At 70.8% G+C, this 19,425-nt stretch carries 18 protein-coding genes, 2 pseudogenes and 1 riboswitch; of the genes and pseudogenes, 11 read left to right on the top strand and 9 right to left on the bottom strand.

Annotation, left to right across the window (positions count from 1 at the left end):
• Positions 1–23: 23 nt before the first annotated feature.
• Positions 24–204: riboswitch (SAM riboswitch) on the top strand.
• 18 nt (positions 205–222) lie between these two features.
• The 5 genes from thrC (at position 223) to E0500_RS06685 (ending at position 6,119) form a co-directional block, all read left to right on the top strand.
• A complete protein-coding gene (gene thrC, locus E0500_RS06705; protein ID WP_131571644.1) occupies positions 223–1,527 on the top strand; it encodes a threonine synthase in 1,305 nt (434 codons plus the stop codon).
• A gap of 143 nt (positions 1,528–1,670) precedes the next feature.
• Entirely contained in the window at positions 1,671–1,946 is a 276-nt protein-coding gene (locus tag E0500_RS06700) for a MoaD/ThiS family protein (RefSeq protein WP_131571647.1), read from the top strand.
• A 461-nt stretch (positions 1,947–2,407) separates the two neighbouring features.
• Positions 2,408–2,611, top strand: a complete 204-nt coding sequence (locus tag E0500_RS06695; protein ID WP_009339379.1) for a cold-shock protein — start codon at positions 2,408–2,410, stop codon at positions 2,609–2,611.
• Between the two features lie 456 nt (positions 2,612–3,067).
• On the top strand, positions 3,068–4,690 hold the full coding sequence (gene groL / locus E0500_RS06690) for a chaperonin GroEL (RefSeq protein WP_131571650.1): 1,623 nt from the start codon (positions 3,068–3,070) through the stop codon (positions 4,688–4,690).
• Between the two features lie 277 nt (positions 4,691–4,967).
• Entirely contained in the window at positions 4,968–6,119 is a 1,152-nt protein-coding gene (locus E0500_RS06685) for an NADH:flavin oxidoreductase (RefSeq protein WP_181586897.1), read from the top strand.
• A 104-nt stretch (positions 6,120–6,223) separates the two neighbouring features.
• Here the strand turns inward: E0500_RS06685 and E0500_RS06680 are convergent, their stop codons facing one another.
• Positions 6,224–6,754: a DinB family protein gene (locus E0500_RS06680; protein WP_181586896.1), complete on the bottom strand. Its 531-nt coding sequence runs from the start codon at positions 6,752–6,754 to the stop codon at positions 6,224–6,226.
• 141 nt (positions 6,755–6,895) lie between these two features.
• Between E0500_RS06680 and E0500_RS06675 the strand changes: the two are divergent.
• The 3 genes and pseudogenes from E0500_RS06675 to E0500_RS06665 all read left to right on the top strand — a co-directional run.
• A pseudogene (locus tag E0500_RS06675) lies at positions 6,896–7,547 on the top strand (class I SAM-dependent methyltransferase); the annotation flags it as partial.
• A gap of 181 nt (positions 7,548–7,728) precedes the next feature.
• The gene (locus E0500_RS06670; protein WP_399118697.1) at positions 7,729–8,430 is read left to right on the top strand and encodes a sigma-70 family RNA polymerase sigma factor; all 702 of its coding nucleotides are present in this window, start codon (positions 7,729–7,731) and stop codon (positions 8,428–8,430) included.
• Positions 8,427–9,386, top strand: coding sequence for a CU044_5270 family protein (locus E0500_RS06665; protein WP_131572253.1), 960 nt, complete (start codon positions 8,427–8,429; stop codon positions 9,384–9,386). Before E0500_RS06670 ends, E0500_RS06665 begins: the two co-directional genes overlap by 4 nt.
• Before the next feature lie 34 nt (positions 9,387–9,420).
• Here E0500_RS06665 and E0500_RS06660 read toward each other — a convergent pair whose 3' ends face one another.
• The 5 genes from E0500_RS06660 to E0500_RS06640 all read right to left on the bottom strand — a co-directional run bounded on the left by E0500_RS06660 (position 9,421) and on the right by E0500_RS06640 (position 14,749).
• Positions 9,421–9,969: a DinB family protein gene (locus tag E0500_RS06660; RefSeq protein WP_181586895.1), complete on the bottom strand. Its 549-nt coding sequence runs from the start codon at positions 9,967–9,969 to the stop codon at positions 9,421–9,423.
• 1,036 nt (positions 9,970–11,005) lie between these two features.
• The gene (locus E0500_RS06655) at positions 11,006–11,584 is read right to left on the bottom strand and encodes a hypothetical protein (protein ID WP_131568719.1); all 579 of its coding nucleotides are present in this window, start codon (positions 11,582–11,584) and stop codon (positions 11,006–11,008) included.
• Positions 11,585–11,689: 105 nt separating this feature from the next.
• Entirely contained in the window at positions 11,690–12,532 is an 843-nt protein-coding gene (locus E0500_RS06650) for an aldo/keto reductase (RefSeq protein ID WP_131568682.1), read from the bottom strand.
• Between the two features lie 90 nt (positions 12,533–12,622).
• On the bottom strand, positions 12,623–13,636 hold the full coding sequence (gene murQ, locus E0500_RS06645) for an N-acetylmuramic acid 6-phosphate etherase (RefSeq protein ID WP_131568684.1): 1,014 nt from the start codon (positions 13,634–13,636) through the stop codon (positions 12,623–12,625).
• A 195-nt stretch (positions 13,637–13,831) separates the two neighbouring features.
• Positions 13,832–14,749 carry a MurR/RpiR family transcriptional regulator gene (locus tag E0500_RS06640; RefSeq protein WP_131568686.1) on the bottom strand — a complete coding sequence of 306 codons (918 nt, stop codon included), beginning with the start codon at positions 14,747–14,749 and terminating at the stop codon, positions 13,832–13,834.
• 56 nt (positions 14,750–14,805) lie between these two features.
• On the opposite strand from E0500_RS06640, the gene E0500_RS06635 reads away from it, so the two are divergent.
• Both E0500_RS06635 and E0500_RS43580 read left to right on the top strand, forming a co-directional pair.
• On the top strand, positions 14,806–15,213 hold the full coding sequence (locus tag E0500_RS06635) for a hypothetical protein (RefSeq protein ID WP_131568688.1): 408 nt from the start codon (positions 14,806–14,808) through the stop codon (positions 15,211–15,213).
• Positions 15,210–15,467 (top strand): annotated as a pseudogene (locus E0500_RS43580) (DUF4031 domain-containing protein); the annotation flags it as partial. The gene E0500_RS06635 and the pseudogene E0500_RS43580, both read left to right, overlap by 4 nt.
• Before the next feature lie 98 nt (positions 15,468–15,565).
• On the opposite strand, the gene E0500_RS06625 reads toward E0500_RS43580, so the two are convergent.
• The 3 genes from E0500_RS06625 to E0500_RS06615 all read right to left on the bottom strand — a co-directional run bounded on the left by E0500_RS06625 (position 15,566) and on the right by E0500_RS06615 (position 18,705).
• A complete protein-coding gene (locus E0500_RS06625; RefSeq protein ID WP_131568692.1) occupies positions 15,566–16,639 on the bottom strand; it encodes a GNAT family N-acetyltransferase in 1,074 nt (357 codons plus the stop codon).
• 20 nt (positions 16,640–16,659) lie between these two features.
• Entirely contained in the window at positions 16,660–17,874 is a 1,215-nt protein-coding gene (locus E0500_RS06620; protein ID WP_131568721.1) for a Cmx/CmrA family chloramphenicol efflux MFS transporter, read from the bottom strand.
• 162 nt (positions 17,875–18,036) lie between these two features.
• On the bottom strand, positions 18,037–18,705 hold the full coding sequence (locus tag E0500_RS06615) for a hypothetical protein (RefSeq protein ID WP_131568694.1): 669 nt from the start codon (positions 18,703–18,705) through the stop codon (positions 18,037–18,039).
• A 192-nt stretch (positions 18,706–18,897) separates the two neighbouring features.
• Between E0500_RS06615 and E0500_RS06610 the strand changes: the two genes are divergently transcribed.
• A complete protein-coding gene (locus E0500_RS06610) occupies positions 18,898–19,425 on the top strand; it encodes a hypothetical protein (RefSeq protein ID WP_131568695.1) in 528 nt (175 codons plus the stop codon).

Here is a 19,425-nt window from a genome sequence, read left to right as displayed (position 1 = left end):
CAACGGCATACACAACCGCATACCGCTCATCCAGAGGGGCAGAGGGACACGGCCCGATGAAGCCCCGGCAACCCTCCAGCCGGTTCTCGTACCCGATCAGCGTCGATCGTTCACAGATCACCGTAGATCGGCTTCGCGAGGCTCGCGGCTAGGGAAGGTGCCAAATCCGTCTCACGGCGAGATGCGTCGTGAGGAAGATGAGGAGAAAGGGCCTCGCCTCACATGGCTGTGCAGACTGCTGGAAACACGACGAATCCTGGCACCTCGAACGCCGCCTCCACCGTCGACCTCGGCCCCGCCGCCGCTCTGTCCTGTCGCGAGTGCGGCCACCGGGTGCCGCTCGGCCCGCTCTTCGCCTGCCAGGAGTGTTTCGGCCCGCTGGAGATCGCATACGACTTCTCCGCGTACGAGACCGAAGAGCTGCGCAAGCTGATCGAGTCCGGCCCGGCGAACATCTGGCGCTACGCACCCCTGCTGCCCGTCCCCGCCGACGTGGCCGGCAAGCCGAACCTCAACCCCGGCTGGACCGCCCTCGTCAAGGCCGACAACCTGGCCCGGGAACTGGGCGTCACCGGCGGTCTGTACGTGAAGGACGACTCCGGCAACCCGACGCACTCCTTCAAGGACCGGGTCGTCGCCCAGGCCCTGGAAGCCGCGCGGGCGTTCGGCTTCACCACCCTCTCCTGCTCCTCGACCGGCAACCTCGCCGGTGCCGTGGGGGCCGCCGCCGCCCGCGCCGGCTTCCGCTCCTGCGTCTTCATCCCGCACGACCTGGAGCAGGGCAAGGTCGTCATGGCCGCCGTCTACGGCGGTGAACTCGTCGGCATCGAGGGCAACTACGACGACGTCAACCGCTTCTGCTCGGAGCTCATCGGCGACCCGGCCGGCGAGGGCTGGGGCTTCGTCAACGTCAACCTGCGGCCGTACTACGCGGAGGGCTCGAAGACGCTGGCGTACGAGATCTGCGAGCAGCTGGGGTGGAAGCTCCCCGACCAGATCGTCGTCCCGATCGCCTCCGGCTCCCAGCTCACGAAGATCGACAAGGGTCTGCAGGAGCTGATCAAGCTCGGGCTCGTCGAGGACAAGCCGTACCGGATCTTCGGTGCGCAGGCCGAGGGCTGCTCGCCGGTGTCCGTCGCCTACAAGGCCGGCCATGACGTCGTCCGGCCGCAGAAGCCGGACACCATCGCCAAGTCGCTCGCCATCGGCAACCCCGCGGACGGCCCCTACGTCCTCGACATCGCCCGGCGGACGGGCGGCGCCGTGGAGGACGTGACCGACGAGCAGATCGTGGACGCGATCAAGCTGCTGGCGCGCACGGAGGGCATTTTCGCCGAGACGGCGGGTGGCGTGACCGTGGGTGTCACGCGCAAGCTGATCGAGAACGGTGTGCTGGACCCGACCCTGACCACGGTCGTCCTCAACACCGGCGACGGCCTCAAGACACTGGACGCGGTGGCGGGTACGGGACTGACGGCGACGATTCGCCCCAGCCTCGACTCGTTCCGTGAGGCCGGCCTCGCGTGATCGCTCCGCTCGGAGCGCCGTAAGACTGCGGTCCGTTCAAGGCTGCGGGTCCGTCGTGGCTGGTCGCGCAGTTCCCCGCGCCCCTGATGGGGGCGCTGCCCCCCCATCAACCACGAGCAGTACCTGACCGGAGGTCTCACCCCATGAGCGTCACCGTCCGCATCCCCACCATCCTGCGTACCTACACCGACGGTCAGGCCGAGGTCAGTGCCGAGGGTGCGAACCTCGGCGAGGTCATCGCCGACCTGGAGAAGAACCACACCGGCATCGCGGCCCGGGTCCTGGACGACCAGGGCAAGCTGCGCCGGTTCGTGAACGTGTACGTGAACGACGACGACGTCCGCTTCGAGCAGGGGCTGGAGACGGCGACCCCGGAGGGGGCGGGCGTGTCCATCATTCCGGCCGTCGCCGGAGGCTGAGCGGCACCCATAATTACCTTCGGTAACTTCGGTTACCGAGAGTTCATCGAATGGCCCCCTCCGTGAGAGAAGCGGAGGGGGCCATTCTCTATGGTTGAGCACGGTAGAGTTGGGGAACGCGGTTCGCTTCAGGCTCCGGTTTCACGCCGTGCGCATATGGGTTCTTGCCGTGCGCCCGATATGAAGTAGCCAAAGTGGGCGAAGGTCGGCGAGGTATTCGCGCCTTATGTTCCTTTTGCGGGGCCCGACTTGCCCTGAAGTCAGGTGAATTCTCCGTACATTCCCGACCGGGCCTGTCCAGATTTCTCGTCCGATTGACCTGTTGCAGACGGCAGTTGGACAGATACATTCAGCCGCGGTCGACGCGTTCCGGCGCACGCCCCCAACCGTTGGGGGGTGAGGTCTGACCCGGATCCGCGAAGTGTGGATCTGTGCAAGGGCCAGTAATAGGGGAGTTAGGCATGGCTCAGGGCACCGTCAAGTGGTTCAACGCGGAGAAGGGGTACGGCTTCATCGCGGTCGACGGTGGTGCGGATGTATTCGTCCACTACAGCGCGATCCAGATGGACGGCTACCGCACCCTGGAGGAGGGCCAGCGGGTCGAGTTCGAGATCTCGCAGGGTCAGAAGGGGCCGCAGGCGGACATGGTCCGTCTGGCCGGCTGAAGCACGCGCCGACTGAACAGCAGCGACGCACTTCGTTTCACTTTCGAAGGGCTCGTGTCCCACGGGTAGTTGTCCCGCGGGGTACGAGCCCTTCGTTCTGTCCAGGTCCAGGTCTAGGTCCAGGTCCAGGTCTTGGTCCTGGTCCAGGTCCTGGACCAGGCCCCGGACCGCGTCCTGTATCCGGGCGGGGGCGCACGGGCGCGTTCACCTGCGGATCATCCCCAGGCGCTTGCACTCGCAGGGGTCGAGTGCTAATCATTGGGCGTTAGCACTCTGAAGGTGAGAGTGACAACGAGGACCGGGTCGGTGAGGCCCGCCGGCCGCGTGGGGCAGGGACCCACAGGCAGGCGAGCCGTCCGTCGCGGGCGCCAGCACGGTCCGGAGCAATCCTCCCCCGAGCTCTCGGCTTAGCTTCGAGCACGGGGGGACCCCATCCGTCCGGGAGGACCACTTCACATGGCCAAGATCATCGCGTTCGACGAGGAGGCCCGGCGCGGCCTTGAGCGCGGGATGAACCAGCTCGCCGACGCCGTCAAGGTGACCCTCGGCCCCAAGGGCCGCAACGTCGTCCTTGAGAAGAAGTGGGGCGCCCCCACGATCACCAACGACGGTGTCTCCATCGCCAAGGAAATCGAGCTGGAGGACCCGTACGAGAAGATCGGCGCCGAGCTGGTCAAGGAGGTCGCGAAGAAGACGGACGACGTCGCCGGTGACGGCACGACGACCGCGACCGTCCTCGCCCAGGCGCTGGTCAAGGAGGGCCTGCGCAACGTGGCCGCGGGTGCCAACCCGATGGCCCTGAAGCGCGGTATCGAGAAGGCCGTCGAGGCCGTGTCCGCCGCCATCCTCGACCAGGCGAAGGAGGTCGAGACGAAGGAGCAGATCGCCTCCACCGCCTCCATCTCCGCCGCCGACACCCAGATCGGCGAGCTCATCGCCGAGGCGATGGACAAGGTCGGCAAGGAAGGCGTCATCACCGTCGAGGAGTCCCAGACCTTCGGTCTGGAGCTGGAGCTCACCGAGGGTATGCGCTTCGACAAGGGCTACATCTCGGCGTACTTCGCGACCGACATGGAGCGCATGGAGGCCGCCCTCGAGGACCCCTACATCCTCATCGCCAACTCCAAGATCTCCAACGTCAAGGACCTGCTCCCGCTCCTGGAGAAGGTCATGCAGTCGGGCAAGCCGCTGCTGATCATCGCCGAGGACGTCGAGGGCGAGGCCCTGTCGACCCTGGTCGTCAACAAGATCCGCGGCACCTTCAAGTCCGTCGCCGTCAAGGCCCCGGGCTTCGGTGACCGCCGCAAGGCCATGCTCGGCGACATCGCCATCCTCACGGGCGGCGAGGTCATCTCCGAGGAGGTCGGCCTCAAGCTGGAGAACGCGACCCTGGACCTCCTGGGCCGCGCCCGCAAGGTCGTCATCACCAAGGACGAGACCACCATCGTCGACGGTGCCGGCTCCACCGACCAGGTCGCCGGCCGCGTGAACCAGATCCGCGCCGAGATCGAGAACAGCGACTCCGACTACGACCGCGAGAAGCTCCAGGAGCGCCTGGCCAAGCTCGCGGGCGGCGTGGCCGTCATCAAGGCCGGTGCCGCCACCGAGGTCGAGCTCAAGGAGCGCAAGCACCGCATCGAGGACGCCGTGCGCAACGCGAAGGCGGCCGTCGAGGAGGGCATCGTCGCCGGTGGTGGCGTGGCCCTGCTCCAGGCCTCCACGGCTCTGGAGAAGCTGGAGCTGGAGGGCGACGAGGCCACCGGTGCCGCCGCCGTCAAGCTCGCGCTCGAGGCCCCGCTGAAGCAGATCGCGGTCAACGCCGGCCTTGAGGGCGGCGTCATCGTCGAGAAGGTGCGCAACCTCCCCGTCGGTGAGGGCCTGAACGCCGCGACCGGTGAGTACGTCGACATGCTCGAAGCGGGCATCCCCGACCCGGCCAAGGTGACGCGCTCCGCGCTGCAGAACGCCGCGTCGATCGCCGCGCTGTTCCTCACCACCGAGGCCGTCATCGCCGACAAGCCGGAGAAGGCCGCCGCGCCCGCCGGTGGCGGCATGCCGGGCGGTGACATGGACTTCTGATCCGGTTCTCCGGATCGGCCCGTCCGAGGTACCGAGGGCGGCACCCCTACTCCAGGGGTGCCGCCCTCGGGCGTGTCCGGGGTCACAGCGCGGGAGGGCGAGCCGGCGGAATGTGGTGCGGGCCGGGGCAGTTGATCAGTACGGCAGTAGATGCGTATGCATATACCGCCCGAAACCCCATGCCCCATGCCCCTGCCCCTGTCTCCGTCTCCCGGCCCTCCCCGTCTCCCGCCCCCATCTCGGCGTCTGCCGACGACCACCTCCGAGGAGCTCCACCGTGACGTCTGCCGTCCCCGCCACCCCCGCATCCCCGGCCACCCCCGCCTCCCGCGCCGCCGAGATCCTGTCCCGGCCCGTCGCGATCAACGGACTGACCGTCCCGAACCGGATCGCCATGGCGCCCATGACCAGGCAGTTCTCGCCGGGCGGCATCCCCGGGGAGGACGTGGTGTCGTACTACGCGCGCCGCGCCGCCGCGGGCGTGGGCCTGATCGTCACCGAAGGCACGTACGTCGGCCACGAGTCGGCCGGGCAGAGCGACAGCGTCCCGCGCTTCCACGGCGAGGAGCAGCTCGCCGGCTGGGCGAAGGTGGCGGACGCGGTGCACGCGGCGGGCGGGACGATCGTGCCGCAGCTGTGGCACATCGGCATGGTGCGCAAGGCGGGCGACCCCCCGTTCACGGACGCCCCGGCGGTCGGCCCCTCCGGCCTGCGCCTCGACGGCACGCCCGGCACCGGCAAGGAGATGACCCAGCGGGACCTGGACGACGTCATCGCCGCCTTCGCCCAGGCCGCGGCCGAGGCGGAGCGCATCGGCTTCGACGGCGTCGAACTGCACGGCGCGCACGGCTACCTGATCGACCAGTTCCTCTGGTCCGGCACCAACCGCCGCACGGACGCCTACGGCGGCGACCTCGTCGCCCGTACGAAGTTCGCGGCGGAGATCGCGGCGGCGGTACGGGACTCGGTGTCCCCGGACTTCCCCGTCATCTTCCGCTACTCGCAGTGGAAGCAGGAGGCGTACGACGCGAAGCTCGCCGAGACCCCGGAGGAGCTGGAGGCGCTGCTGACGCCTCTGGCCGCGGCCGGTGTGGACGCCTTCCACGCCTCCACGCGCCGCTACTGGCTCCCCGAGTTCGAAGGCTCCGACCTCAACCTGGCGGGCTGGACGAAGAAGCTCACCGGCAAGCCGGCCCTCACCGTCGGCTCGGTGGGCCTGGACGGCGACTTCATCCGTGCGTTCGCCGGCGAGGGCTCCACGATCCGGGGCATCGACGACCTGCTGGACCGCCTGGAGGCCGAGGAGTTCGACCTGGTCGCCGTCGGCCGCGCCCTGCTCCAGGACCCGGAGTGGGCGGCGAAGGTGCTGGCGGGCCGCTTCGACGAGCTGGCGCCGTACGACGCGGCGTCGCTGGGGACGCTGAGCTGAACGGACGTCAGCTCGTCGGCTGAGCCGGGCGCTTTCGGGCGCCCGGCTCCCGGCGGCCTTGAAAAGAGGGCTCGGAACCGGGGACTTGAGCCCCCGGGAGGCGGTCAGCCCATCGTCTTGGCGCCGTCCAGGGACTCCCGGATGATGTCGGCGTGACCGGCGTGCTGGGCGGTCTCGGCGATGATGTGCAGGAGCACCCTGCGAGCCGACCAATGTGCCTGGGGCTGGAACCAAGGGGCCTTGGGCAGCGGCTGGGCGGCGTCCAGGTCGGGCAGGGACGCGATCAACTCGTCGGTCCCCCGGGCCACTTCCTCGTACTCGGCCAGCACACCGGCCAGCGTGTCACCGGGCAGCATCTTGAACTCGTCGGCCCGCCGGGCCCAGTCGGCCTCGGTCATCGCGGTGAAGTCGCCCATCGCCGAGGGGCCGTTGCGGATGAAGTCCGCCCAGCTGCGTTCCACCGACGTGACGTGCTTGATCAGTCCGCCCAGACAGAGTTCGCCGGCGGTGGTCCGCAGGCCGGCCTGCTCGTCGGTGAGGTCGCGGGTGGTGAAGCGCAGGAAGTGCCGGTGCTTGGCCAGGGTGTCCAGCAGGTCGGTGCGCTCGTCGGTGGCCAGGGTTGCGGTGGCGTTCATGGCGTGGGCCCTCCGTGGATGTCTGTTCCGTCGGTATGGCCACACGCTAGGACCCATGTAGGTCAGTTCCTGACCGCTTTGGCTCCTCCCCCGTCGTGCCTGAGGGGCAATTCGCTCGTGCTCCTCTGGTGAACTGGCCAGATGACGCTCTTGCCGAACCGCCTCCTGCAAGCGCTGTACCGCTTCAACGCCGAGCACCCCTGGGACCACAACGCGTACTACCACCCGTGGCTCCTGCGACAGTTGCCCCCGCGCTCCGACCGTGCGCTGGACGTCGGGTGCGGGAGTGGGGACCTGGCCCGGCTGCTGGCGGCGCGGGCGAGCGAGGTGCACGGGATCGACGCGGATCCGGAGATCGTCGAGCGGGCTCGGGAGCTGACTCCGGCCGGTGCTCCGGTGACCTACACCGTCGCGGACGCGCTGGACGGGGGCCCCTGGCGGGTCGTACGACGTCATCACCTGCGTTGCCGTCCTGCACCACCTGCCCCTGAGCCAGGCGCTCGCTCGCTTCCGTGGGCGGCTGAGGCCCGGCGGGACGCTGGTGGTGGTCGGCCTGGCTCGCACGGAGACCCTCGGGGACCATCTGCTCGCCCTCGTCTCCGTCCCGGCGAACGTCGTGGTGGGCTGGGTCAGGAGCAGGGGGCGCAGGGTGCCGCGGCCGTTCTCCATGGCCGCGGTGACCCGGCCGGCGGAGACGGGATTCGGCGACATCCTCCGGGAGGCGAGCCGCGTGCTCCCCGGCGCCCGGCTGCGTCGTCGGCTGTTCTGGCGGTACACGCTCGTCTGGCGTCAGCCGTCCTGTGCATCAGAGGGCGGTCGAACGGAGGGCAGTCGAACGGAGGACGGACGAAAGGAGGACGGACGAAAGGAGGACGGCCGGGGCGGGGACGCGGGGCATCGTACGTGACGCGGATCACGCAGCAGTCGGAGGCGGGTGGACAGAACCGGGCATGGAACCTTCACTACGTGCTCGGGTGAGAGCCGGTGATCCCGATGCCTTCGCGGAACTCTTCGACCAGTGTGCCCCGGCCGTCCACCGGCTGGCGGCGCGCGGCACGGGCGACTGGGGGCAGGCCGAGGACATCGTCTCGCTGACCTTTCTGGAGGCATGGCGGCTGCGGCAGAGCGTGCACCCGGACGGAGACGCCCTCCTGCCCTGGCTGCTCGGGATCTGTGTGAACGTCCTGCGCAACCAGTCCCGTGCCCTGCGTCGGCACCGGAACGCGCTGGCCCGCGTCCACCTCCACGACACCGTGCCCGACTTCGCCGACGAGGTGGTCGGCCGCATCGCCAACGTCGAACAACTCGCCGCCGCACGGGCCGCGTTGGACCGTCTGCGACGGCACGAGCGGGAGGTGGTGATGCTCTGCGTCTGGTCCGGCCTGGACTCCGCGGCCGCCGCCGAGGCGCTCGGCGTCTCTCCCGGGACGGTCCGCTCCAGGCTGTCCCGGGCACGGACGCGACTGCGCGCCCAGACCGAGTCGGAACTGGTCAGGGCACGCAGGACGACGCGGTATCCGGGAGCGGCCGGACGGACACCCGGACGGACACCCGGACAGACGCCCGGACAGACGCCCGGACAGACGCCCGGACAGACGCCCGGACAGACGCCCGGACAGACACAGAACGCGGGCCGCAGGGCCGCCACCCACACGACCGAGGAGACGAACCGATGAAGATCTCCACGCCGCACGGCGAGGACGAGCAGGACCTCGTGTCCGGTCTGCACGCGGCCCTTCCGCCCGCGGACGCCCCCGCGCTCCCCGGCGAGCGGCACCGGGCGCTCAGGAGCCGGCTGGCCCAGGAGTTCCGGCGCGATCTCGAAGACGGAGCTCGCCCCGCCCGCCCCCGCCCCAAGTGGCTGAAGGTGGCGCTGCCCACGGCACTGGCCGGAACCATGGTGGCCGGTGTGGCGGTGACCGGAGCGCTCACCGATCTCTTCGGCCCTCAGGTGGACCAGGCCCGGCACCGGCAGGCGGTGGAACTCCTGGACCGCCTGGCCGGCGCCGCGGCAACGGCACCGGCCACGACGATCCGTGACGACCAGTTCGTCTACGTCAAGACGGAAGGCTCCCAGGAGGCCGTGAGAAGGTACGGCAACTCCTTCCGCGTGGTGGGCACCTGGCAGGTCCGACGCGAGGACTGGACGTCCGTGGACGGCACCCGCGACGGCTACATCCGCCAGGAAGTGGTCTCCGGCCCGCCGACGAACACACCCCCCGGGACCGGTCGCGCCGAGGCGGACCGGAACGTGTCGACCTACCGCGAGCTGGCGGCACTGCCCACCGACCCCGACAAGCTGGTGGACAAGCTCTACGAGGATGCCGGGGGCCACGGGCCGACCGAGCAGGAGGCCGTCTTCGAGGCCGTGGGCGACATGCTCGACACGGCCACCCTGCTCCCCGAGAAGAGCGCGGCGCTCTACCGCGCGGTGGCGAAGCTGCCCGGGGTCGTCGCGGTGGACACGGCACGAGACGCCGCGGGCCGCGAGGGCATCGGCCTCACCATCACGTCGGACGACGACGAGCGCACGACCTGGGTGTTCCGCTCCTCGGACCTGACCTACCTGGGTTCAACGGAACAGGCGGTGCTGGACGTGGGGGTGGTGGACAGGGTCCGCGAGACGCCGTGACGGAACACAGAGACGCCGTGACGGAACACAACGGTCAGCCCATCGTCTTGGCGCCGTCCAGGGACTCCCGGATGATGTCGGCGTGGCCGGCGTGCTGGGCGGTCTCGGCGATGATGTGCAGCAGCGTCCTGCGGGCCGACCACCGGGCCCCGGGCTCGAACCAAGGGGCCTTCGGCAGCGGTCGGGTAGCGTCGAGATCGGGCAGGGAGGCGATCAACTCGTCTGTCTCCCGGGCCACTTCCTCGTACGCGGCCAGCACACCGGCCAGCGTGTCACCGGGCAGCATCTTGAACTCGTCGGCCCGCCGGGCCCAGTCGGCCTCGGTCATCGCGGTGAAGTCGCCCATCGCCGAGGGGCCGTTCCGGATGAAGTCCACCCAGCTGCGTTCCGCCGACGTGACGTGCTTGATCAGTCCGCCCAGACAGAGTTCGCCGGCGGTGGTCCGCAGGCCGGCCTGCTCGTCGGTGAGGTCGCGGGTGGTGAAGCGCAGGAAGTGCCGGTGCTTGGCCAGGGTGTCGAGCAGGTCGGTGCGCTCGTCGGAGCGTTCGTCGGTGCGCTCGCTGGTGATCAAGGTGTCGTTCATGGTGTGGCCCTCCGTGGATTCCTGTTCCGTCGGTATGGCCACACGCTAGGACCCATATAGGTCAGTTCGTGACCGCTTGCTCCGTTTGGTCCCCTCCGTTTGGCCCCTCCGGGCTCGTGTCAGTCGCACTTCGCCACGCGTGACCCTTCTCGCCGTCGACCACCGCCGCACGAGCTCTGGCGGCCTTCAGGTGGCCGTGAGGGCGCCCGCTTCTTTGCCAGTGTCGTGCTTCCACGGCCCGCATCAAGGGCGCTCCGCTGCCGCTCCGCGTCGCCTTCGGCGATGGCCCTCCGGGCCACCCTTGACCCGGGCCGTTCCAGCACGGGTGAGAAGCGAGCGGGCGCCCAGGAAAACGGGGGCCCAGGGTGGGAGGCGCGTGGCGTGGGCTGCATTGCCGGCCGGAGTTGACGGGCGCGACCGCGTCTCGCATGCACGCCGGGTGGGTTTGGCGGCGTACAGCGGGTGGGGGTGAGCTGCGGTGCGAGGGCGGGCGCGAGGGACACGGACGGCGAGACGAGACCTCGCCACCTCACCTGTCACACCAGCCCTGTTCCGAAGGGTAATTGGCAGATTTGGGCCACCGTCGAGCGTCCAGCCCCTGGGCTTTTACCTGCCTCGGGTGGCCCAAATCTGCCAATTACCCATGCATGGGCGTTCATTGCCGACCGTGCTCGTGGTCGGCGCTGCGTTCGTGGTGCTGGGTGGCGTGGCCGTCTCGGTGACCGGCCGTAAGTCGCCGAACTCAGCCGGCGTGCGTGCGAGGCGCGGTCGCGCGCGTCAGCCTTGGCCCACTTCTCGACCCAGCTCAAGCGCAAACTCGCTGGGCCCCCGTCTTTCCGGGCCGCCCGCTCGCTTCTTCCCCGTGCTGGAGCGAGCCGAGTCAAGGGTCGGCCGTAGGCCGATCGCCGAAGGCGACGCGGAGCGTCAGCGGAGCGCCCTTTACTCGGCTCGCGGAAGCACGACACTGGCCAAGAAGCGGGCGGCCCCGGCGAGAGTGCGCAGGCCGTGAGAAGCGCGTCGGTCGAGCGGCGCGGCGTTACGGATTGCCCATCGGCTCGATGTCCACTCGCACCGGCTCGCCCCACACCCGCAGCACCTCGTAGTCCGTGAACTCGTGGACCAGGCGGTATGCCGTCGCCGGGCGGGGGCCGCGGCGTTCGGCGGCCAGGTAGAGCTCGGCCTCGCGGCGGTCGCGGCGTGGGGTGCCGCAGAGCTGCCACGCCTGGCCGTTCCACGCCTCCGGGAGCCAGCGCTGCTGAGGCTGGGGGCGGTCGCCGCGTATGCCGTAGCGGGACGAGCCGGGGTCCGTGGGAGCCGTGGGGCGCGGTGGCCCGTACGCGCCGTTGAGCTGGGCGCGGCGGGCGGCGCGGCGGCGGGTCTCGCACAGGAGGCAGCGGTCGGGGGCGTCCTCGTCCACCGGGCCGTTCGGGTGCTCGGCGCAGCGCGTCGTGGGCGCCGCGGTCGTGACCGTCTCGTCCAGCAGGTCCAGGGCGCGCCGGAGGTCGGCCTTGACCTCGTGCAGCTTGGCGTCGGGGGTGGTGGACGTCAGGGCGTCACCGTGCTCGCCGAGGAGGCGCAGGGCTCGGCCCAGGGCGGTCAGCTGTGCGTGGTTCACCGTGGTCGTCTCCTCCTCGGACACCTCCTCGGACGGTGTCCTGCTGTCGTGGTCGAGCATGGCATGGACCACTGACAGCCCACAGCGAGGGCTATGCCTCCCCGGTCAGCCGACGGTCAGCCTGTCGAGGCGGTCGCGCTGGGACTGGCTCAGTCGCAGGCCGGTCGCCGCGAGGTTCTCCTCCAGGTGGGCGGTGCGGGTGGTGCTCGGGATCGGGAGGACGACCGGAGAGCGGTCGAGCAGCCATGCGAGCGCGACCTGGGTGGCGGTCACGCCCAGCTCGGCCGCCACGGCGGCGACCTCGGCCCGCTCACCCGACGTGCCGTGGGCGACGGGCCGCCACGGCAGGAACGCGATGTTCGCCGCCGTGCACGCGTCGAGAACCGGGTCGTGTTCGCGGTCGAGCAGGTTGTAGCGGTTCTGCACGCTCACGACGTCGACGATCTCCCGCGCCTGGTCGAGTTCGGCGACGGTGACCTCCGAGAGCCCGATCCGGCCCACCTTGCCCTCGGTCTGGAGCTCCCGCAGCGTGCCGAGCTGGTCGGCGAGGGGCGTCTCCGGGTCGATGCGGTGCAGTTGGAGCAGTTCGATCCGCTCGACGCGGAGTCGGCGCAGTGCCTCGTCCACCTGGTGGCGCAGGACCTCGGGCCGCCCGTCCAGCCGTGCCTCGCCCGACGGCTGCCGTGAGATGCCGATCTTGGTGGTGACGAGCAGGTCCTTCGGGTACGGGTGCAGGGCCTCGGCGAGGAGTTCCTCGTTGGCTCCCCAGCCGTACAGGTGGGCCGTGTCGATCAGCGTGACGCCCAGCTCCACGGCCCGCCGGGCGAGCGCGAGGGAGGCCGCGCGGGTGTCGGCGGGTTCGGCGGACAGGTGCATGGCGCCCAGTCCGAGTCGCCCCACCTCAAGGTCTCCGCCGATCCGAAACGTGGTGGTCGTGGTCGATGCCATCTGCCGTCTCCGCCCCTTCGGCCGCCTCCGTGTGCATGGCCAATCGGCAACGCTAACAAGGGAGTTGGGTAATCTGCCCGGTATTTTCGCTCACCTGTCCGCCGCCTCCAGCGCCGCCCGCAGATGTCCCTCGCTCTCCTCCAGGAGGCGGGCCGCCGTCGGTCCGTCGACCCCGCCGAGGATCGTGAGGATCGCGTTCTTGACCTCGCCGTCCGTTGCCGCGAGGGCCCGTTCGATCTCCTCGTCCGACGCCCCCGTCGCCAGGGCCACGATGCGGCGGGAGCGGGCGCGGAGCTTCTCGTTCGAGGCGCGGACGTCCACCATCAGGTTCCCGTACGTCTTGCCCAGGCGGATCATCGTGATCGTCGAGAGCATGTTCAGGACCAGCTTCTGCGCCGTGCCCGCCTTCAGCCGCGTCGAACCCGTGAGCAGCTCCGGGCCCACCACGACCTCGATGCCGTGGTCCGCGGCCGCCGCGAGTGCGCTGTCCGCGTTGCAGGACAGGCCGATGGTCAACGCCCCCCGGTCACGGGCGTACTCCACCGCGCCGAGCGCGTACGGGGTGCGGCCGGAGGCCGAGACGCCCACCACCGTGTCGGCGGGAGTCAGGGCGAGCGCGTCGAGGTCGGCCCGCGCCAGTTCCCTGGAGTCCTCGGCGCCCTCGACCGAGGTGACCATGGCCTCGGGGCCGCCCGCGATCAGGCCGACCACGCGGGACGGGTCCGTGTTGAAGGTCGGCGGGCACTCGGAGGCGTCCAGTACGCCCAGCCGCCCGGCGGTGCCCGCGCCCGCGTAGACGAGCCGGCCGCCGCGCTCCATCCGCTCGGCGACGGCGTCGATGGCGGCGGCGATCCGGGGCAACTGCTCGGCGACGGCAGCCGGTACCGTCACGTCCTCCCCGTTCATGAGCCGCGCGATGTCGAGGGTGGGCAGCCGGTCGATCTCGGCCAGCTCCGGGCGGAACGCCTCGGTGGTGAGGGTCTCCAGCTCGGCCTTCAGGTCACGGTGATCGGTTTTCAGGTCGCGGTGATCGACTTTCAAGTCGGGGTGATCTGCTTTCAAGTCGGGGTGATCGGGGGAGGCGGCGTTGGTGGGGGAGGTCATGGCAACGGCTCATTTCGTACGGTGCGGGTGCGCGAGTGCGCCCCTTCAGGGGCGTTTCAGTCCTACAGCGGCCACAGCGGCCACAGCGGCCACAGCGGCCACAGCGGCCACAGCGGCCACAGCGGCCACAGCGGCCACAGCGGCCACGGCGGCCAGTGTGGCCGTGCGGCCGGTGCTCCGGTCTCCGGCGGAGCGCTACCGCGGCCCACTCCTGTGCCGATGCGCCAACGCCTCGTACGACGCGGACAGCGCCGGCGCCGCCGTCTCGTACGTCCGCTGCGCCACCCCGACGAACAGGCAGTCCACGACCAGCAGCTGACTCGTCCGGGACGACATCGCCGCCGGCCGCAGCTCGCTCTCCCGGGCCGTGGACGTGGTGAGCACATGGTCGGCGTACTGACTGACGGGACCGTCGGGGCGCCCGGTGATGGCGATCGTCGTCGCCCCGTGCTCGAACGCGACCCGCAACGGCTCGATGACGTCGCCCGTCGAACCCGAGTGCGTGATCGCGATCGCCACGTCCTTGGCGGCGAGCTGCACCGCGTTGGTGACGGCGAGGTGCGGGTCGCTGTGCGCATGGGCTATGAGCCCTATGCGCAGCAGCTTCTGCGTGAGGTCCTGGGCGACGAGCCCGGACGCACCCACGCCGTACACGTCGACCCGCCGGGCCCCCGCCAGCGCGGTGACCGCCGCGCCGAGCTGGATCGTGTCGAGTGCGGCCGCGGTGTCGGCGAGGGTCTGCTGCTCGTCGTACGCGAGCTTCGCCACCACGTCGGCGATGGGGTCGTCGACCGCGATGTCGGCGGTGACGGCGGGCGCACGGCCCGACTGCTGCTGCGCGGCGAGCCCGGCGAGCGCGAGGCGCAGGTCCCGGTAACCCGGATAGCCGAGCAGCCGGGCCGTACGGACGACGGTCGCCTCGCTGGTGCCGGTGAGCTCGGCGAGTCCCGTGACGGTGAGGGCAGCGCAGCCCGCCGGGTCACCGGCGACGGCCTCGGCGACCCGCTGCATGGATCTGGTCATGGACGGAGCGAGTGTGCGCACCTTGGCCGCGAGGGCGGCGGGAGCCGGTGGCGCGGCGCCCCCGAAAATTTCCTTCACTTTGTTGCTCACACTCTGAAAGATATTTTCCGAGCTGCCGTACGGTCAAGGGTGAGCACAATGGGGGCATGGACCTCACCGGCGATCCCATCGGGGATCCCATCAGCCCCCTGGAGCAGGCGCTGCACGCCGCTCGTGCCCTCGTACTCGCAGATCTGGTCGCCGGCGAGGTCGCCGAGGCGGATGTCGTCTCGCTGGTCGAGGACTCGGTCGTCGAGCGCCGGTGGTGGGTCGAGCAGTGGCCCGAGGGCGCGGGGTACGTGGCCGGACTCGTCGCGCAGGACGTCCAGGACGCGCTGCTGGAGCGGTACGGGCGCTGGCCCCTGTGCCCGGTGTGCGGCTCCGGCGACCCACACGCCCTCGACGTCGAGCCCGAACTGGGTGCCGACCCCCACTGGGTCTGTCACAAGGCGGGCGTGAAGGTCGCGGCGCTGGGCTCGCTGGGATCGGCGGCAGGCGGGACGACGACCTCGTGACGATCTACATCGACCCGCCCACCTGGCCCGGCCACGGCCGTATGTGGTCGCACCTCGTCAGCGACGAGTCGTACGACGAACTCCACGCGTTCGCACGGGACCTGGGCATACCCGAGCGCGCCTTCGAACGCGACCACTACGACATCCCGTCCCACCGCTACGCGGACGTGGTGCGCGCGGGTGCCGTGGAAGTGGGCCCGAAGGAACTGCTGCGCAGGCTCACACAAGCGGGCCTGCGCCGGCCGAAGCGGCGCGGGAACACCGGCGCTGCTCCCGGCACGTACGCCGGCGCTGCTCCCGGCACGTACGCCGGTGAGGCTCCCTCGCCCGGAGGCTGGGACCGCGGCCACTCTCAGGACCGCAGCCGCAGTTCGTAGGCGAACCGTTCCCCGTCGTCGCTGACCCGCGTGAACCCGGACCGGGTGACGACCCCCTGCGACGGGACGTTGTCCTTGTCGACCACCGCGAACAGCGAGCGGACGTCCTCGCGGCCCCGCGCCCAGTCGGCCAGCGTGCGCAGCGCCTCCGTGGCGTAGCCGTGGCCGCGGGCCGCCTCGACGAGGTCGTAACCGATCTCCGTGCGGCCCTCCTCGTCGGGAGCGGCGTGGAAGCCGAGGGCGCCGAGGGCGCGGCCGTCCTCGGTGCGGACCAGGACGTACATGCCCCACTCGGCGCGAAGCGTCCCCGTCTCGTACAGCTTCATGATCATGCCCGCGCCCTCGCGGGTGCCCTCGACCGGGCCGCCCTCGATCCACTCGAAGCCGCCCGTGCCGCCCGCGGCCAGATCGGCGGCCGCGGCCGGGGTGACGCCGTGCAGGGCGAGCCGCTCGGCGGGGACGACCAGGGGGTTGTTCCAGCGCCACGCGGTGACCGGGGCACGGCCGGGCAGGTCGCCGCGGCCGGTGGCCCACAGGAGGGTGGGCCAGGGTTCGGGGCCGGGCCGGACGTGCGGGAAGAGGCGGGTGAGGATGTTCTGGCAGAGCTCGGCGGGTGGCTCGTACGACAGGCCGAGGCCCTCGGCGATGTCGTGGGTGTGCAGCAGCACCTCCACCACACCCATTGCGGCAAAACCCTCGCGGTCGGCGGCGCGGAAGGGGTACGGGTGGAAGGCGCGCACATCACGCGGGGTTGCCCGGACGGTCACCGCGAGCAGGGTGCCCGTCGTCTCGATCACGTCGAGCATGCCCGCGGTGTCGGCGCCGTCCTCCAAGGTCAGCTCGAAGGGCACGTATGCCTTGGTCGCGCGTCCGGCCAACTGTCCCGCGTACGCGATGAGGTCCGAGGCCACGTGCTCGGCCGTCGCACGGCAACTCCACTCCAGACGGCCCGCCCTGGTGCCCTCCCAGTCCCGGTCCGTCGCGGTACGCAGCAGCGCGAGCGCGTGTCCGACGGCTTCCTCTACCTGGTCCCCACCCATTGGTCGCATGGCGGCGAGGATAGAGGCGATCACGTGTCCGTACGTACGGGTTTATCGGCTCGGTCGGGTGTGCCCGCTACCACGCGCGACGCGGGAGACGCGCGGCGGTGCAGCCGCAGCGAGACCGCCGTCGCGCCGATGGCCGTCGCCGTGAGGCCGGCGCCCGCCCAGGCCGTGGACGCGAAGCCGAACCCCGCGTCGATGACCGCGCCGCCGAGCCAGGGGCCGCCGGTGTTGCCGAGGTTGAAGGCGGCGGTGGTGGTGGCTCCGGCGAGGGTGGGGGCGGCGCCCGCGACGTTGAACAGCCGGGCGTTGAGCGCGGGCGCGGTGTAGAAGCTGGAGACGCCGAGGAGGAAGGAGAGGGCGACGGTGAGGACCGCGTACTCGCCGAGGAGGGCCAGCACGACGAGGAGGACCGTCGAGGCGGCGATGCCGCTGAGCAGCACGCCGAACAGGTGGGCGTCGGCGATCCGCCCGCCGATCGCCGTACCGGTCAGCGCGCCGATCCCGAAGAGCGCGAGCACGGTCGGCACCCAGCCGTCGTCGAGCCCTGCGACGTCCGTGAGCAACGGCGCGAGATAGCTGAACGCGCAGAAGACCCCGCCGGCGGCCAGCGCCACGACGGACACGGAGAGCCAGACCTGTGGGTCGCGGTAGATCCGGACCTCCTGCCGCAGCCGGGGCCGCTCGTCGGGCACGGGCAGGGCCGGGATCAGGCTGACCACTCCGACGAGCGCGATCCCGCTGGCGACGGCCACGGCCCAGAACGCCGAACGCCAGCCGAAGTGCTCCCCGAGGAAGGCGCCCGCCGGGACACCCAGGACGTTCGCGATCGACAACCCGCCGATCATCACGGCGAGCGCGCGGGCCCGCGCGCCGACCGGCACCATCGCCACCGCCACGGCGGCCCCCACCGCCCAGAACCCCGCACAGGCCAGGGCGCTTACGACCCTGGAGGCGAAGAGAACCGTGTAGTTGGGCGCGAGGGCTCCCGCGACCTGACCGAACCCGAAGACGGTGATCAGCGTGATCAGGGTCGTACGGCGGGGCAGCCGGAGCGTGGCCACGGCGAGCAGCGGCGCCCCGACCACCATCCCGATCGCGAACGCCGAGATCAGCAGCCCCGCCCGGGGGATGCTCACCCCCATGTCCTCCGCGAGGGGCGGCAGCAGCCCGGAAAGCATGAACTCGCTGGTGCCGAGGGCGAAGACGGACAGACCGAGCACGTAGACGGCGAGGGGCATGCGGGAGCGGTCGGTGCCGCTGCGGGACGGAGAGCGGGAGGGCATGTACGAGGGCAACGCCGGTAGCGGGACGGGCATTCCCCCCCCCGGCGGACGGTGACTGGCACCGCCGTCCGCCGGACCGTCCGCCGCTCAGGCCCCCTCAGGCCCCCTCAGAACCCCTTAGGACCCGCCGCTGAGCCGCTCGATCTCGGCCACGATGTTCCGGCGGGCCGGCGCCTCCCACTCCCGTTCCCCGTACGGCGTCCGGAACAGTCGTGGCAGGTCGAGGAGTTGACGCAGTACGGCCGCCCGGCCCGTACGGAAGGCGTCGTCCGGAACGAAGGAGTACTCCTCGCGGACGGCGGCCGCGTACCGGGCGTACGACTCCGGGGGCCAGGCCAGGACGGCCAGATCCGCGTCGCAGAGGACGGCCCCGTTGGCGTCGTCGTCGGCGGGATCGTGGGTGACGGTCAGCCGGACCAGGCGGGCGACCTCGTCCGTCGTCTCCTGCGGGACCCCGGCCTCGGGCAGCGCACGCTCGGCGAGCCGCGCCGAACGCTCCTCGTTCGTGGACCGATCCGGCAGGTACACCGCGTCGTGGAACCAGGCCGCCAGCCGGACGGCGTGCGGGTCGTCGGCGTACTCCTCCAACTCGTCGATACGGTCCAGGACGGCTGCCAGATGGTCGAGCGTGTGGTACCGGCGCTGCGGCTCCGACCAGCGCTTCAGCAGGTCGTCGGCGTACGGGTTCGGGGCGGGGTGACAGGCGCCGTCACGCGCCGCGAGCAGGGCGGTCAGCCAGCGGGAGCGGAGGGCGTCGAGGGCGTCGAGGGCGTCGCGGTCGGCCATGGGGCCATTGTGGACGAGCCGGGTGAACGAGCCGGGTGAACGACCGGCCTGGTGAACCGGAGGCCAAGGGCAGCTGACGGTTCGGGGGTGCCGCGGACGAAGCGCTTGCCGGGGCGGGCGCCGTATGCATAGTGGTGCCGTGTGGGGTGCGGCAGCCGCCTGCGGGGAGGCGGGTGCGGAGGGGGGAGCCACATGCACAGGTATGTCCACCATGAGGCGATGACCGTGGTCGAGGCGGTGTGTGCCCTGGCCGTCACCGTGCCCGTGGTCTTCGGCGTGCGCGATGTTCCTCCGAGTATCGATGCCGACCTGCAGCTGTTGTCGACCGTCGTCATGGCGTTCGCCGCTCTGAACGGGGTGCTCGCCTGCACCCGGTTGACGTGGTTCGGCGGTGAGAAGCAGGACTTCGAGAGCGCGGTTCCCGTGGCGGACCCCGGCACGGTACGGCGCGCGCTGGAGACGTCTCTCCGCCAGAGCTTCGACTGGTCCTCCCTCGTCCTCTTGGTGGTGATGTCCACGGCGATGGGCCTGATATTGGATCCCCTGATGGCATTCTTCCCGCTGCTGTTCGTGCCGGAGCGGCTCATCAAGTGGGCGTACGCGACGTACTGGGAGCGGCGTCACGGCGTGGTGCTGTGGCGGGGGCACGTGCCCGAGCAGCCCCTGGTGAAGGGCCAGCGGCTCTACTCGTCCCGGCGGGAGCCTGCCGTACGGCACTAG

Origin of the sequence: Streptomyces sp. KM273126 (genome assembly GCF_004337435.2) — a bacterium.
Lineage (GTDB): Bacteria > Actinomycetota > Actinomycetes > Streptomycetales > Streptomycetaceae > Streptomyces > Streptomyces acidicola.
Note: the sequence above shows the minus strand (reverse complement) of the source record. Positions and strands in the feature narration are given on the sequence as shown.